The sequence below is a fragment of the Hymenobacter sp. H14-R3 genome, from assembly GCF_030063445.1.
In the GTDB taxonomy this organism is placed as follows: domain Bacteria; phylum Bacteroidota; class Bacteroidia; order Cytophagales; family Hymenobacteraceae; genus Hymenobacter.
The window spans coordinates 33459-47191 of record NZ_JASITD010000019.1 but is presented as its reverse complement, the minus strand read 5'-3'; the positions used below and the strand labels follow the sequence as shown (position 1 = coordinate 47191).

At 56.2% G+C, this 13733-nt stretch carries 16 protein-coding genes and 1 tRNA gene; 6 read left to right on the top strand and 11 right to left on the bottom strand.

Going from position 1 to position 13733, the window contains the following annotated elements; genetic code table 11:
* The first annotated feature begins 43 nt into the window (after nt 1–43).
* Nucleotides 44–116: transfer RNA gene (locus QMK33_RS16595), tRNA-Gly, on the top strand.
* A gap of 73 nt (nt 117–189) precedes the next feature.
* Here the strand turns inward: QMK33_RS16595 and QMK33_RS16590 are convergent.
* A complete protein-coding gene (locus tag QMK33_RS16590) occupies nt 190–789 on the bottom strand; it encodes a carboxymuconolactone decarboxylase family protein (protein WP_283565737.1) in 600 nt (199 codons plus the stop codon).
* Between the two features lie 482 nt (nt 790–1271).
* Nucleotides 1272–1484, bottom strand: a complete 213-nt coding sequence (locus QMK33_RS16585) for a hypothetical protein (RefSeq protein ID WP_283565736.1) — start codon at nt 1482–1484, stop codon at nt 1272–1274.
* Between the two features lie 265 nt (nt 1485–1749).
* Between QMK33_RS16585 and QMK33_RS16580 the strand changes: the two genes are divergently transcribed.
* Both QMK33_RS16580 and QMK33_RS16575 read left to right on the top strand, forming a co-directional pair.
* Nucleotides 1750–3030, top strand: a complete 1281-nt coding sequence (locus tag QMK33_RS16580; protein WP_283565735.1) for a PIN domain-containing protein — start codon at nt 1750–1752, stop codon at nt 3028–3030.
* A 301-nt stretch (nt 3031–3331) separates the two neighbouring features.
* Nucleotides 3332–3685 (top strand): type II toxin-antitoxin system HicB family antitoxin, encoded by a 354-nt coding sequence (locus QMK33_RS16575; RefSeq protein WP_283565734.1) that lies wholly within the window; start codon nt 3332–3334, stop codon nt 3683–3685.
* Nucleotides 3686–3751: 66 nt separating this feature from the next.
* On the opposite strand, the gene QMK33_RS16570 is transcribed toward QMK33_RS16575, so the two are convergent.
* The 3 genes from QMK33_RS16570 to QMK33_RS16560 form a co-directional block, all read right to left on the bottom strand.
* A complete protein-coding gene (locus QMK33_RS16570; RefSeq protein WP_283565733.1) occupies nt 3752–4051 on the bottom strand; it encodes a type II toxin-antitoxin system HicA family toxin in 300 nt (99 codons plus the stop codon).
* Nucleotides 4052–4062: 11 nt separating this feature from the next.
* Entirely contained in the window at nt 4063–6447 is a 2385-nt protein-coding gene (locus QMK33_RS16565; protein WP_283565732.1) for a ribonucleoside-diphosphate reductase subunit alpha, read from the bottom strand.
* Between the two features lie 221 nt (nt 6448–6668).
* On the bottom strand, nt 6669–6896 hold the full coding sequence (locus QMK33_RS16560; RefSeq protein ID WP_283565731.1) for a hypothetical protein: 228 nt from the start codon (nt 6894–6896) through the stop codon (nt 6669–6671).
* A 39-nt stretch (nt 6897–6935) separates the two neighbouring features.
* On the opposite strand from QMK33_RS16560, the gene QMK33_RS16555 reads away from it, so the two are divergent.
* Complete coding sequence (locus QMK33_RS16555; RefSeq protein ID WP_283565730.1) at nt 6936–7442, top strand: nuclear transport factor 2 family protein; 507 nt, start codon at nt 6936–6938, stop codon at nt 7440–7442.
* Nucleotides 7443–7938: 496 nt separating this feature from the next.
* Here QMK33_RS16555 and QMK33_RS16550 read toward each other — a convergent pair whose 3' ends face one another.
* Entirely contained in the window at nt 7939–8094 is a 156-nt protein-coding gene (locus QMK33_RS16550; protein WP_349361767.1) for a GIY-YIG nuclease family protein, read from the bottom strand.
* 149 nt (nt 8095–8243) lie between these two features.
* Nucleotides 8244–9203, bottom strand: coding sequence for a ribonucleoside-diphosphate reductase small subunit (locus QMK33_RS16545; protein WP_283565729.1), 960 nt, complete (start codon nt 9201–9203; stop codon nt 8244–8246).
* A gap of 439 nt (nt 9204–9642) precedes the next feature.
* Between QMK33_RS16545 and rplU the strand changes: the two genes are divergently transcribed.
* Entirely contained in the window at nt 9643–9948 is a 306-nt protein-coding gene (gene rplU, locus QMK33_RS16540; protein ID WP_283565728.1) for a 50S ribosomal protein L21, read from the top strand.
* Nucleotides 9949–10061: 113 nt separating this feature from the next.
* Nucleotides 10062–10337 (top strand): 50S ribosomal protein L27, encoded by a 276-nt coding sequence (gene rpmA / locus QMK33_RS16535; RefSeq protein WP_283565727.1) that lies wholly within the window; start codon nt 10062–10064, stop codon nt 10335–10337.
* A 99-nt stretch (nt 10338–10436) separates the two neighbouring features.
* Here rpmA and QMK33_RS16530 read toward each other — a convergent pair whose 3' ends face one another.
* The 4 genes from QMK33_RS16530 to hemW form a co-directional block, all read right to left on the bottom strand.
* Entirely contained in the window at nt 10437–10592 is a 156-nt protein-coding gene (locus QMK33_RS16530; protein WP_283565726.1) for a hypothetical protein, read from the bottom strand.
* Between the two features lie 555 nt (nt 10593–11147).
* Nucleotides 11148–11822: an alpha/beta hydrolase gene (locus QMK33_RS16525; RefSeq protein WP_283565725.1), complete on the bottom strand. Its 675-nt coding sequence runs from the start codon at nt 11820–11822 to the stop codon at nt 11148–11150.
* Nucleotides 11823–12112: 290 nt separating this feature from the next.
* Nucleotides 12113–12529, bottom strand: a complete 417-nt coding sequence (locus tag QMK33_RS16520) for a hypothetical protein (protein ID WP_283565724.1) — start codon at nt 12527–12529, stop codon at nt 12113–12115.
* A 48-nt stretch (nt 12530–12577) separates the two neighbouring features.
* Entirely contained in the window at nt 12578–13732 is a 1155-nt protein-coding gene (gene hemW, locus QMK33_RS16515) for a radical SAM family heme chaperone HemW (RefSeq protein WP_283565723.1), read from the bottom strand.
* Nucleotide 13733 lies beyond the last annotated feature (1 nt).

Below are 13733 nucleotides of genomic sequence, written 5' to 3'. Positions count from 1 at the left end.
CGTTTGGCCCGCCCGCCCTACCTTTGCCCTACCAAATACCTCCGCGAGAGTAGCTCAGTTGGTAGAGCATCAGCTTCCCAAGCTGAGGGTCGCGAGTTCGAGCCTCGTTTCTCGCTCACATAAAAACAGCCCCTTAGATGTGCATCTAAGGGGCTGTTTTTGTATGGGACTCAGCCCGTTGCAACCAACTTACTGGCCGGCCGGTGCGGGCACGGCAAACGTGTTGAGCAAGCCGCTGATGGTCATGTACTGCCCCGCCAGGTAAATCATATCCACCACGCCTTTCTCGCCAAACGCGATAAGGGCTCGCTCGTATAACTCGTTATCAATCTGGTTCTTATGGGTGAGGCGCTGCGTGAAGTCGAAGGCCACGCTCTCATCCATGGTCAGGCTGGCCGGCTTCTGGCCGGCCACCAGTGCCTGCACAGTGGCCTCGTCGAAGCCCGCCTTTTTGCCCACGGCAGCGTGGGCGTACAACTCATACGCCGCCTGCCAGCTGGCGCCCACCGTGAGAATCACCACCTGGCGCACTTTCTCGCTCAGCGAAGTTTCTGCGCCCTCGGCGGAGGTTACGCCCATTACCGCCTTGCTGATGAGCGGGCTGCGCAGCATGGCATTGAACGGGCCGATGAGCCGGTCGTCGTAGGTATCGGCCCGGAAGCCCGACTCCCTGGCCCAGGGCACCATGGTGTCTTGCAGCTGGTTGTAGAGCTTTTTTTGGTCAGCGTCGAGTTCATCGGGGCTGAGTAGCGCCAGCCGCCCACCGAGGTTATCTTCAAAAGAAGCCATTGGAAGTAGAAAAGGGTGAAGCCGCCAGTCGGGCCTCCTTGCCATACGTGCGCCCGCCCACAGCGGCCAGGCAGCTACGCCCGCTTCCAGTACAAGTACTTGATAGACAAAATATTGTAGTTGAAGGTGTTGCTAAAGCCAACTGCGGCCCAACCGCCCGCCCCGACCACCGCACGTTGGCTGAAGCCAAGGGGCGTGGCGGGTTTTGTTTGCTCAAAGCCACGGCGCGGGTGGTCCGCCGAAACGGGAGCTTCTCGGCGGCTCAGTTACCGTGCCAGCCCCGAAAACACGGCAGCCGCTACCGGGGGCGGCAGCGGCTGGGAAAACACAAAACTGTCATTTTCTAAGAAGCTTGCTTGTACTCAGCAGTTGGCGGTAGCTTACCTATCTTCTTCAAGTAGGCAAACAACTCACGCTTCGTCAGTGGCCCGCTGATGCGTCCAGCTTCCCATTCTTCAGGGGTTTTGCCATTCATCGAGAGGTTACTCGGTTTCTTCGGCGAGTCTTCGGAGGATAACGTCTTGGATGGTTCCATAACTAGGTAGGTTTACGTCATCGACAACGAGTTGCTGCCCGGTGATGGTAAAAATAACGGAAATAAACTTGCGGCGGTTCGTATAGCCTGTTATCTCGATTTGGCCATTGGCCTGTAGATAGGTTTGGGCACGTTTCGATACCTCTATTAGGTCGGTCATCTCGTCTAGCTCAATGCTGACGCTGTGCAACCAATTCAAATTGAGCTTGCCGAAGTCAATATCGTAGTTCGTGAACATACCGCAAAGCTACCGCCCGGCCAGCCCGCCGCCGAAGCCGGCGTTTCCAGGCGGCTAAGCTACTTGGGCTGCCCACTCCACTAGCCCTAAAAACACACCAGCCGCTACCGGGGGCGGCAGCGGCTGGGTGATACTGCAGTTATCATCTACTTTTACTCGTCTTCACGTAGTCTAATCACACAACGAAATGAAAAATTTATTCCCTGGGCATTATAAGAGGTCAAAAGCTGAATTTAGAGAACTATGGGAATCTGCAATTTTTGCTTTTGACACTAATGTGTTATTAGATTTTTTTAGATACTCTGATGATACTGTAGAAGACTTGATGGCAACAATTGAAAAAGTCAAAGATAGGATTTGGATACCTTATCAAGTCGCAGCAGAGTATCATAAACTCTTATACAATATTATTGGTGAGCAAGCAGGCCATTATTCTACTGCTATCAAGGACTTGAGCGCTCTAAGAGCAACATTAGATGCTAAAAGAAAACACCCTTTTGTATCAAAAGAAGTTTACACTAAAGCCGACGAAACATTTAAGGTTCTTGAGAAAGAATTAAAAGAAAAACAAGAGAAGGTCATTAGCTTACTTAACGAAAACCCCATCAAAGATAAATTAGCAATATTATTTAGTGATAAGATTGGCGAACCGTTTGATGAAAAATCAATAAGCAAACTATACACAGAGGGAGAATTGCGCTATGCTAAACTTATACCACCAGGATATGAAGATGCCAAGAAGCCATCTCCTGATAAATTTGGGGATTTAATAATTTGGAAGCAGCTTATCAAATATGCCAAAGAGGTGGACAAAGCAATAATTTTTATAACAGGAGACACAAAAGATGATTGGTTCTTATCTCAATCGGGCAAAATAATTGGGCCTAGACCTGAGCTTTTAGCGGAGTTTGTAAAGGAAACGAACCAAACTTTTTATTCATATCCAACAACTGCATTTTTAAAATCAGCTAATGATTTTCTATCAGCGGGGGTAAAAAAAGCAACTTTAGATGAAGTTAAATCATTTGATGAAAGCTCAAACAAATATAGAAACGAAGGTAACGTTTATTTTGAACATTTGAACCCCTTATTCTATGATGGTAATGAAACAAAAGGGTTCCCAATCAATAGCAGCATACGCATAAGTCATTCTCAACTTGAAGAAGAAGCTATAAAAAATAAGATGCGCTATTTAAAATTTCGCCATAATACTAATTCTGCTTCATCCTCTCTAAATAATAAATCATTTTTAGGCTCATCTGCGAAGGAATACCTAGTGAATTTTGCTTATAAAAAGCTACACCAGAATGAGCTTCCTATTTACATTATGGATAGCGTTCTAGAACTGGCTGAAAATAACTCAGTTTCATTGCCCGATGAATTTTGGTTAATAATATACAATGCTTACTATAATGGGGAAATACCCCCATCCGTATTTGACGAAATAATGTTACTCAAACAGCAATAAAAAAAAGGCGATTCTTATGAATCGCCTTTTTTTTATTGCTGTTTGAACTTTTCTACGACCCACACGCCTCACACGCATCCGGGTTATCGAGCGAGCAACTCATGTCGCTTTGGTTCTGGGCCACCTCGGCGTACATGGGCTCCAGGGTTTCGGCGGCTTGCTTTTCCACCGGCTTGTTGCAGAATTCAAATATACTTTGTTGCTAACGCTTTGCCAAGCCCCGCGAACAGAAACCAGGGGAGCGCTTGTTGAGGGTATTGTACCTTGTACTAGCTTTACCATTACCCTATCCGTTATCCTTATGGCTACCCTCCTCACCGACCAGCGCGGCCGCCTTACCAAAGCCCAAGTAGAGGTCGTACTCGTGCTCGACGAGGACAGTGGCCAGTACGTGGCCTATTGCCCGGCCCTGGAAGTCTCCTCCTATGGCGATACTGAGGAAGAAGCCCAGGCCGCCTTTGAAGATGCCTTGGCCATTTTCATCAAAGACACGACCGAGCGCGGCACCCTCGACCAACTACTGCTAGCCCTGGGTTGGCGGCTACTAAAGCAGCCCGAGCCCCTGTACGAGCCCCCACGCCTGCCCCTAGCGCTACTCAACCAGCCCGCCAAGCGTCGGCGCATTCTGACTGAAGAAGTGCTGCTGCCGGCCTAGCTTTCGTCACTGGTTTACCCTATTAAAAAAGCCCTTGCCAGTATTGGCAAGGGCTTTTTTGGGTGGCTACTCTTTGTCTTTGCGCTTACGGGCGGCCTTGGCTGCTTTCGGATTCGCTTGTTCCGCCAGCATCTGGTTGAACTGCTCTTTGGTCACTACCCCCGACAGTTCCAGCGTGCTCAGGTTGGTGTGCATGTGCAGCATCGGAATGTCCTTATCCTTGTCGCGAATAGTGATGGTGCGCAGCAGCCTCTTACCCGCGCCCGGCGGAAAGTCCCACTGCTGGTGGCTGGCCTCGGTGCGAACCAAAACCAGCCCCAGCGCTCGTAGCAAGGCCACGAACTGTTGATAGGGAATCGACTTCATGCGCTAACCGCTTACGACCCACACGCCTCGCAGGCGTCCGGGTTATCCAGCGAGCAGCTCATGTCGCTTTGGTTCTGGGCTACCTCGGCGTATAGGGGCTCCAGGGTTTCGGCGGCTTGCTTTTCGACCGTGAACTTGATGGCGTCGGCGGCGGCTTTGGTGCGCAGGTAGTACATGCCGGTTTTGAGGCCGCGCTTCCAGCTGTGGAAGTGCATGCTGGTGAGCTTGCCGAAGTTGGGGTTCTGCACGTGCAGGTTCAGGCTCTGGCTCTGGCAGATGTAGGCGCCCCGGTCGGCGGCCATGTCGATGATGGTGCGCTGCGAAATCTCCCACACCGTCTTGTACAGGTCCTTGATGTGCTGGGGCACGCGGGCAATGCCCTGCACTGAGCCGTTGGCGGCGATGATTTCCTGCTTCATCTGCTCGTTCCAGAGGCCCAGCTTCACCAGGTCTTTCAGCAGGTGCTTGTTCACCACCATAAACTCGCCGCTGAGCACGCGGCGCACGTAAATGTTGCTGGTGTAGGGCTCAAACGACTCGTTGTTGCCCAGTATCTGGGCGGTGCTGGCGGTGGGCATGGGCGCTACCAGCAGCGAGTTGCGTACGCCGTGCTCGATTACCTCCCCGCGCAGAGTGTCCCAGTCCCAGCGGCCCGACTGCGGCGTCACGCCCCACATGTCGAACTGAAATATACCCTTGCTCAGCGGCGAGCCGGGGAAGGTTTCGTAGGCGCCTTCCTTCTTGGCGAGGTCCATCGAAGCCGTCATGGCCGCGAAGTAAATCGTCTCGAAAATGTCGATGTTCAGGCCCTTGGCCTCGTCGCTCTCAAACGGCATGCGCAGCGCGATAAACGTATCGGCCAGGCCCTGCACGCCCAGCCCGATGGGGCGGTGGCGGAAGTTGGAGCGCTCGGTTTCGGGCACCGGGTAGTAGTTCACGTCGATTACCTTGTTCAGGTTCAGCGTGGCCTGGTAGGTTACCTCATACAGCTTGTCGTGGTCGAAGCGCACGTTGCCCTGGGCGTCTTCCACGAGGTAGCGGGGCAGCGCCAGCGAGGCCAAGTTGCACACGGCAATCTCGTCCTTGTCGGTATACTCCATAATCTCGGTGCAGAGGTTGCTGCTCTTGATGGTGCCCAGGTTCTGCTGGTTGCTCTTGCTGTTGGCGGCATCCTTGAAGAGCATGTAGGGCGTGCCCGTCTCCGTCTGGCTTTCCAGGATGTGGAACCACAGCTCCTGCGCCTTGATGGTTTTGCGGCCGCGGCCCTCGCGCTCGTACTTGGTGTAGAGCTTCTCAAACTCGGGGCCCCAGGCTACGTCCAGGCCGGGGCACTCGTGGGGGCACATCAGCGTCCAGTCGCCGTTGGCTTCCACGCGCTTCATAAACAAGTCGGGCGTCCAGAGGGCGTAAAACAAGTCGCGGGCGCGCATTTCCTCCTTGCCGTGGTTCTTCTTCAAGTCCAGAAACTCGAACACGTCGGCGTGCCACGGCTCCAGGTAAATGGCGAACGCGCCCTTGCGCTTGCCGCCGCCCTGGTCCACGTAGCGGGCCGTATCGTTAAATACCTTCAGCATGGGCACCAGGCCGTTCGAGTTGCCGTTGGTGCCCTTGATGTAGGAGCCCGTGGCGCGCACGTTGTGCACGGCCAGCCCAATGCCGCCCGCCGATTGCGAAATCAGCGCGCAGTCCTTCAGCGTGTCGTAAATACCCTCAATCGAGTCGTCCTTCATCGTGAGCAGAAAGCACGACGACATCTGCGGCTTGGGCGTGCCCGCGTTGAACAACGTGGGCGTAGCGTGGGTAAACCAGCGCTCGCTCATCATATTATAGGTCTTGATGGCCGAGTCGATATCCTCCTTGTGAATACCCACCGACACGCGCATCAGCATGTGCTGGGGGCGCTCCACTACCTTGCCATCGAGGCGCAGTAAGTAGCTGCGCTCCAAGGTTTTAAAGCCGAAGAAATCGTAGTTATAATCGCGGTCGTAGATAATGGCCGAGTCCAGGGTGTGGGCGTGCTTGTGAATGACTTCCCACACGTCCTTGGCCAGCAGCGAGGCGTTGTCGCCGTTCTTGGGGTCCTCGTAGGTATAGAGGCGCTTCATGGTGCTCGAAAACGATTTCGAGGTCACCTTGTGCAGGTTGCTCACCGCAATGCGCGCCGCCAGGATGGCGTAGTCGGGGTGCCGCGTGGTGAGCGAGGCGGCCGTCTCGGCCGCCAGGTTGTCAAGCTCCACCGTCGTCACGCCGTCGTAGATGCCGTCGATGACCTTTTTGGCTACCTCAATGGGCGAGACGAAGTTTTGATTAAGCCCGTAGCAAAGCTTTTCAATACGGGCGGTTACTTTATCGAATTTGACCGACTCGCGGCGGCCATCGCGTTTGATTACGAGCATGTTATGGGGAGTGCTATGGTGGGCAATGACTACTAATCTGGCTAGCTTCGAGTGCGAAGCCGCGGTGCTTTAAAGCCGGAAATTAGTTCCCATGTTTGGGGTAGCCAAAGGAAAACTTTAGAATTTTCCCACATAGCCTGAAAATGAGGCCGCCCAGCCGTTTTTCGCAAAACTGACCGGGCGGTCTTGGCACGTGCTAAGATTTTATTGGTTATATACAGCTAGTCGCGGCGGCCCCGTTGGCGGCTGGCCCACCACCAGCCGGCGGCTGCCAGCACGGCCCCGCCCACCAGCGCCGCAATGGTCACGGGCGGCCCAAAGGCCTTGCACGAGCAGCTTTTGAATACCTGCTTCCCGCCTACCACAAGGCGGCGGCGGCAAAAAGCGCAAGGCGAAATAAGTGGGTCAACCTGGCCGGGCAGCAGCCACTGGTTTGGTGCAGAAGTCATGGGTAGAAAGGTGAGCAGCAAACCAACGCTGGCAGCTACTTGTCAATACAGTATTCCCCAAAAGGTCACCTTGCCCCGCCTCCTAGTGGCCGACGCCCGCCCCCCTTCACCTTCGACACCGCCACCCAAAAAGCCCGCCTCGCCGAAGACGCCTGGAACACGCGCGACCCCGCCCGCGTGGCCCTCGCCTACACCGAAGCCAGCCAGTGGCGCAACCGCAGCGAGTTTTTCAGCGGCCGCGCCGCCATCGCCGCCTTCCTCACCCGCAAGTGGGAAAAAGAGCACGAATACCGCCTCATCAAAGAGCTATGGGGCTTCCACAGCAACCGCATTGCTGTGCGCTTCCAGTACGAGTACTGTAACGCGGCCGGCCAGTGGTACCGCGCCTACGGCAACGAGCAGTGGGAATTCGACGCCCAGGGCCTCATGCAGCGCCGCGAAGCCAGCATCAACGACGTAGCCATTGCCGAAGCCGAGCGCCAGTTTCACTGGCCGCTGGGCGCCCGCCCCGCCGACTACCCTGGCCTCACGGAGCTAGATATGTAACTTACTGAAATACACCAAGTTAATTACATAAACGCCTGATGGGTAGCTATCTGTCATGCTGACAAAGAAAACATCCTATCGCGCCAAAACAACCACTCAAGCGCGTCTGTCATGCTGACAAAGGAAGTGTCCTATCGTGCTAGAACAATCAGCCAAATGCGTCCGTCATGCTGACGAAGGAAGCATCCTATCACCCTAGAACAACCATCCAGACGCGATAGGATGCTTCCTTCGTCAGCATGACGGACGCTCAATGGATAGCCATCTGTCATGCTGAGCTTGCGAAGCATCCTATCGTGCCAGAACAACCAGCCAGACGCAATAGGATGCTTCCTTCGTCAGCACAACAGGCGCTTATGATACAGGTAGTTCAAAGTAACAAAAACTCCCAATCTGGATTCGCAGTCGCAATCAGCGCCTCTTTCTTCGCCCGCGTTCAGCCCTTCAGCTCCTTTTCCCTATTGATAGAAGCTTTCACGTCCGCAAACTGCTCAGTTTAGAGCAGGTTATAGCAGAAATAGCGCCCGGCAAACGTGTCGTCAGTACCTCGGTTGTCATAGTGCTGACCCAGGCGGCGGGGCAGGCTACCCGTCACGCCGATATACAGCACCGTTTTGGCTGGGTTGGTGGTGATGTACACGTAGTAAGCCATAATAGAATGTCATCAAAAACGCCTGTCATGCTGAGCTTGCGAAGCATCCTAGCGCGCCAGAACAAATCGTTCGGACGCGCTAGGATGCTTCGCAAGCTCAGCATGACAGGCGAAAATAACGCTGCCTTATAACTACCAGATTTACTGCCTTAAAAGTCCTCGTCGAGCGAGAACATGTTATCGGCGCGCTCGGTCATTACGCCGGCCTTCTGGTACTCAGCCACCCGCTTCTCGAAGAAGTTGGTTTTGCCCTGCACCGAAATCATTTCCATGAAGTCGAAGGGGTTCGACGTATTGTAAATCTTGGCGCAGCCCAGCGACACCAGCAGGCGGTCGGCTACAAACTCAATGTACTGGCTCATCGTCTTGGAGTTCATCCCGATGAGGCTCACGGGGAGCGCCTCGGTCACAAATTCCTGCTCAATGGTGACGGCATCGGCAATAATAGCCTGCACGCGCTCCTCGGGCAGCTTGTTTTCGAGGTAGCTGTAGAGCAGGCACGCAAAGTCGCAATGCAGCCCTTCATCGCGCGAAATCAGCTCGTTCGAGAAGGTTAGGCCGGGCATTAGGCCCCGCTTCTTCAGCCAGAAAATGGAGCAGAACGAGCCCGAGAAGAAAATGCCTTCCACGGCCGCGAAGGCAATGAGACGCTCGGCGAAATTTTCCGAATTAATCCATTTTAGCGCCCACTGGCCCTTGCGCTGCACGGCCGGCACAGTTTCGAGGGCGTTGAAGAGGTAATCCTTCTCCTTGGGGTCTTTGATGTAAGTGTCAATCAGCAGCGAATAGGTCTCACTGTGAATGTTTTCCATCATAATCTGGAAGCCGTAGAAGCAGCGCGCCTCGGGCATCTGCACTTCCTGCATGAAGTTGATGGCCAGGTTCTCATTCACAATGCCGTCGCTGGCCGCGAAGAAGGCCAGCACGTGCTTGATAAAATGGCGCTCATTGTCGTTCAGGCCGTTCCAGTCTTTCTGGTCCTGCGAAAGGTCGATTTCTTCGGCCGTCCAGAACGAGGCTTCCGCCTTCTTGTAAAAGTCCCAAACCTCCGGGTTTTGAATGGGAAAAAGGACGAATCGGTTGGGGTTTTCGGCGAGTAAGGGCTCCATAGAAAAACGTTGAGTTTCGTGAGAAACGTGATGTGCTAACTGGGAAGCTAACCGCGGCGGCGGAATGCTTGTTCGGCCTTGGCCCGGCCGTTTTTCAAAGATAGCCGGGCCGCTGCCAAGCAAAAAGCGCGGTTTGCCCAACCACGCTTTTTACGCGCTGGCGGGCTTATGCTAAGCAGCGGATGAAAATAATAGAGTGAAAGGACGGATTTATAAGTAGTTATCCACATTCTGGCTGTGGATAACGCAGGTTGTCCACATAAAGCGCACTGTGGCGGTGGCATTCTTGCGTTCAGGCACTTAGCTGGGCCTTCCAAAAATGTGCTTGAACTACCACGGTTTCTGGCGAACTAATGATGATTAACCACTTAGGTTTGGTATTACCAGAAAGATGCCGTACTTTTGCATTCCCTTTTGAGAAACCACCAGCGGAAATAAAATGTACGCCATTGTTAACATCGCCGGCCAACAGACTAAGGTTGAGGCTAATAGATTTGTATACGCCCAACGTCTAGCCGGCAATGTCGGTGATTCGGTAGCGTTAGGTAATGCCCTAATGACCGATGACAACGGCACCCTCAGCATCGGCACCCCCGAGCTGAACGTCGCCATCAAAGGCACCATCATGGCTCACGTACAAGGTGACAAAGTGTTGGTGTTCAAGAAGAAGCGTCGTAAGGGCTACAAGAAACTGAATGGCCACCGCCAGCAGTTCACCAAAGTAATGATTGATAGCATCGGCTAGTTTTGAGCTGTTAGCTGGCAGCAATTAGCTGTTAGCTTTTTGCCTTAATTCTAGAGTTTATATCTTTTTCAAAAAGCTATCAGCTACCAGCTAATAGCTATCAGCTAACTAAAATGGCACACAAAAAAGGCGTCGGCTCGTCAAACAACGGCCGTGAATCGCATTCGAAGCGCCTCGGCGTAAAAATCTTCGGTGGTCAGTCGCTCATCGCTGGCAACATCATCGTGCGTCAGCGCGGCACCAAGCACCACCCCGGCACCAACGTGGGCATTGGTAAAGACCACACGCTGTTTGCGTTGGTTGATGGCAAAGTCCTGTTCCGCAAGGGCCGCGACGAGCGTTCGTTCGTATCGGTAGTACCCTTCGCTTTGGAAGTAGCTGCTGCTTAATTGCCGCTTTGCTTATACAAAAGGGCTGCTCCTCACGGGGCAGCCCTTTTGTCGTTGTAGTAAGTTGGTTTGCAGGCTTAAGTAAAGCCGCAGATTCGCCTACCCGCCCACGTTCCAGTGGGTGCTGCCGCTGGGCCGCTCTAGGTTGTAGTAGGAGGGCGCCAGCACGCCAGCCCCGGCGTTGAGGTCATATAGTACGCAAGGCCGCAGACGGTGCTGCACGCCCCAAAGCGCATACACGGTCGGCGCGAGCACGGCCGACGAAGTCGCGGCGGCGGGTATTTTGCGAAGTGCTGGTAGTCAGCTGTTCCCAGCCGGCGCTGCCTTCCAGCGCTAGGTAGCGGCTGGAAATAGTGACCGCTTGGTGCGCCCGGCCGTAGTAGTACCGCACCCCCAGGGCCGCTGATGCGGCCGATACGGCGCCTTTTTGGCCGCCGCGCCGCCGGCCGCCGGCCGCCGGCCGCTGGCCGCTGGCATAGCTAGTCGGCCTCTAGCTGGGTGTAGAGGCTGAGGCGCGGGGCCTCGCGGTACTCGGCCCCACTGCTAGCGGTAGTAGAAACTGCCATGCCTGGTTATCGTGCGAGTAACGCAGGCGCGTGATGCGAGGGCCCACCTTGCCCAGCAGGGTAGGGGGCAAGGCGAGGGCTGGGCCGAATCGGGTGCCGACTACTGGGCGTAGAGCGCGTCGTTAGCCAGCAGCGTGCTGCTTAGCAAAGTCCGTTTCAGGAAGTAGCGCTGTACCGTGCAGTAATAAGTTAGCGGTTGATAATTACGGCTAAGCTACTGAGTACAAGTGCCTAAATTATACGCTTAGTGCTGTGTTATTTCGCTGGCTGCCAGCTCGTTCAGTACCTGACTTACCCGGGCGGCGTGGCTGACGATGAGGAAGTGCCCCGCGCCGGGCACCGGGTAGTCGATGCGGGCCCGGCCGGCCGGCAGTAGGCGGTCGTGGGTGCCGTGCAGGCGCACGGCGCCGGGCAGGCCGGGCCCGCGCCAGCCCAGCAGCTGGGCGGTGGCCCAGCGCGCAAAGCCCGGGTCAGTGTCGCGCAGTATCTGGCGCAGCAGGCGGTACTCGGTGCCGCCCCGCGCCCCAAAAAACCACTGCGCCACCCGGGGCAGCCACCTGAGCAGGCCAAATGGCAGCAGGTGGTGCAGGCCAGTGGTTCCCACCAGGCGCAACAGGAGTGGCAAGTCGTGCGGCCGGCCCAGGCTGGAAATAAGTACCACCCGCGCCAACGGCCGCAACCGCCCAATTTCCTGCGCCAGCAGCCCGCCGAAGGATACGCCCACCAGCCAGCAGGGCTGCGCCAGCGGCACGCGCTCGGCTAGGCGGGCGGCGTAGTGGGGCAGCGGCTCGGTGGGCGACTGGTGCGGTAGCCAGGGCAGCACTTGGGCGGGGCCGCTGAGCCGTAGGCGGCGGAAAACCCGCTCATCGGCCCCGAGGCCAGGGATGAGGTACCACGTTGTGGCTGCGTCGCCTGGCATTTTAAATAACTTGTATATAAAGTTTACATCCAAAAAGGTGTGTTCGCTCCGGTCCGATATCGGAGGCGTCCGACCAGTTGTCGTGGGAACGATACCTAAGTGAGTAGTGCGGGCGGTTGTTATGGAAGTAAGGCTCCGCTAATCGCTGCAGGCGGTTGCCGTGGCAGTGATGCCCGCGTGACGGGCGCAGGTAGTTGCCGTGGCAGTGATGCCTGGTTGACGGGCGCAGGCGGCGCGCCCGTTAACCGGTCGGACGGCTTCGCCGTCGGACCGGAGCAAAGAACAACGTTTTACGAGCTGAGCCTAGCAAAAATGCCCTCCAAATAAAAGATATTATGCGGCTGCGGGTCGTCGGTCTCGTCGGTGTCAGCTGGGAAGGTGACGGCGAGCTTGAGAGCTACGCCGGGCAGGGAGATGGGCGGGGCGTCCTCGGTGGTGTATTCGAGCAGGCAGGGCCATTGCTCGGTGGTGGCCAGGGCATCAGCTACTTCTTCGGCCAGGGTTTCGGCGCGGTCGCCGGCCACGCGCAGCAGCGTGTCGAGGTCGTGGAAGGGCAGGCCGAGGTGGAAAAAATGGTCGTCGTCGTCGCGAAACGTGGTGGCCCAGATGGTTACGTCATCGGTCGTGTCGAAGACGATGGCCGTGAGGTGGACCTGCTCCACGAAAAAGTCGTCGTTGCTGACCAGGGCATCGCTGAGAAGCTTCATGGGCGACGAGGAATAAGGGCGGAAAGAAGGCTGGGTAGTTTCCGCAAGCTACACCGCGGCAGCCGGCGCGGCCGCAAACAGCTCCAGGGTAATGTGGTCGGCCAGCAGCTTGCCGGCGTCGGTAAGGCGTAGTACGTCGCTTTCCAGCGTAGCCATGCTCTGGGCCACCAAGCTTTGCAAATAATCAGCCTTGTCGGCTAATAAATTCATATTGAGCTCATTACGTAAATAAGCTAAGTCGCAGCCGCGGCTGGTGCGCAGGGTGGTGAGCAGGTACTCGTTGGCCTGGTCGAGGGGCGAAAGCTGCTCCACGGTGGCAGGCACTTCGCCGCGCTCCAGCACGGCGGCCACGTACTGCGGGTTGTTGGCCACCGCGTACTGGCGGCTGCGGCCGTCGAAGGAGTGGGCGCTGGGGCCCAGGCCCAGGTAGGGCACGCCGCGCCAGTAGTTGGCGTTGTGGCGGCTCTCGCGGCCAGGCTGGCAGAAATTGCTGATTTCGTACTGCTCGTAGCCCTTCAGGCGCAACTGGCTGAGCAGCAGCTCAAACTGCTGCGCAACAAACTCATCGGGCGGGGCCACGAAAGTGCCTTTTTGCAGGCGGCGGCCAAAGGCCGTATCGGGCTCAATGGTGAGGGCATAGGCCGACACGTGCGGCACGTTTAGCTCAAACAGCCGGGCCAGGTCCTGCTCCCAAACGGCGTGGCTGGGGGCCGGAATGCCGTAAATCAAGTCCACCGAAATATTCTCGAAGCCCGCCGCTTGCGCCGCCCGCACCGCCTGCCCCGACTCGGCGGCCGAGTGGGCGCGGTTCATGAGGCGCAGGTGGGGCTCGTGGAAGCTTTGCAGCCCGATGCTGAGGCGGTTGATGGGCGAGGCCACCAACTCGGCCAGCTTGGCGGGGCTGAGGTCGTCGGGGTTGGCTTCGAGCGTAATTTCAGCCTGCGGCGATACGTTGAAATTCAAGGCGATTGCCTCAAAAATGCGGCGTAGCTCCGCCGCCGTGAGCAGCGAGGGCGTGCCGCCGCCGAAATAAATAGTTTCGAGTGGCGCGGTGGGTTCGGGGAGGTAGGTGCGGCGCAGGGCCATTTCCCGGATGAGCGCCTCCACAAATTGCCCCTTCAGGCCCAGCGAGGTGCTGAAGTGGAAGTCGCAGTAGTGGCAGGCCTGCTTGCAAAACGGAATGTGGAGGTAGAGGCCAGGCATA

Coding starts and splice junctions, on each gene's coding strand:
- QMK33_RS16590 (WP_283565737.1), bottom strand. CDS start 789: ATGGCTTCTTTTGAAGATAACCTCGGTGGGCGGCTGGCGCTACTCAGC.
- QMK33_RS16585 (WP_283565736.1), bottom strand. CDS start 1,484: ATGACCGACCTAATAGAGGTATCGAAACGTGCCCAAACCTATCTACAG.
- QMK33_RS16580 (WP_283565735.1), top strand. CDS start 1,750: ATGAAAAATTTATTCCCTGGGCATTATAAGAGGTCAAAAGCTGAATTT.
- QMK33_RS16575 (WP_283565734.1), top strand. CDS start 3,332: ATGGCTACCCTCCTCACCGACCAGCGCGGCCGCCTTACCAAAGCCCAA.
- QMK33_RS16570 (WP_283565733.1), bottom strand. CDS start 4,051: ATGAAGTCGATTCCCTATCAACAGTTCGTGGCCTTGCTACGAGCGCTG.
- QMK33_RS16565 (WP_283565732.1), bottom strand. CDS start 6,447: ATGCTCGTAATCAAACGCGATGGCCGCCGCGAGTCGGTCAAATTCGAT.
- QMK33_RS16560 (WP_283565731.1), bottom strand. CDS start 6,896: ATGACTTCTGCACCAAACCAGTGGCTGCTGCCCGGCCAGGTTGACCCA.
- QMK33_RS16550 (WP_349361767.1), bottom strand. CDS start 8,094: ATGGCTTACTACGTGTACATCACCACCAACCCAGCCAAAACGGTGCTG.
- QMK33_RS16545 (WP_283565729.1), bottom strand. CDS start 9,203: ATGGAGCCCTTACTCGCCGAAAACCCCAACCGATTCGTCCTTTTTCCC.
- rplU (WP_283565728.1), top strand. CDS start 9,643: ATGTACGCCATTGTTAACATCGCCGGCCAACAGACTAAGGTTGAGGCT.
- rpmA (WP_283565727.1), top strand. CDS start 10,062: ATGGCACACAAAAAAGGCGTCGGCTCGTCAAACAACGGCCGTGAATCG.
- QMK33_RS16525 (WP_283565725.1), bottom strand. CDS start 11,822: ATGCCAGGCGACGCAGCCACAACGTGGTACCTCATCCCTGGCCTCGGG.
- QMK33_RS16520 (WP_283565724.1), bottom strand. CDS start 12,529: ATGAAGCTTCTCAGCGATGCCCTGGTCAGCAACGACGACTTTTTCGTG.
- hemW (WP_283565723.1), bottom strand. CDS start 13,732: ATGCCTGGCCTCTACCTCCACATTCCGTTTTGCAAGCAGGCCTGCCAC.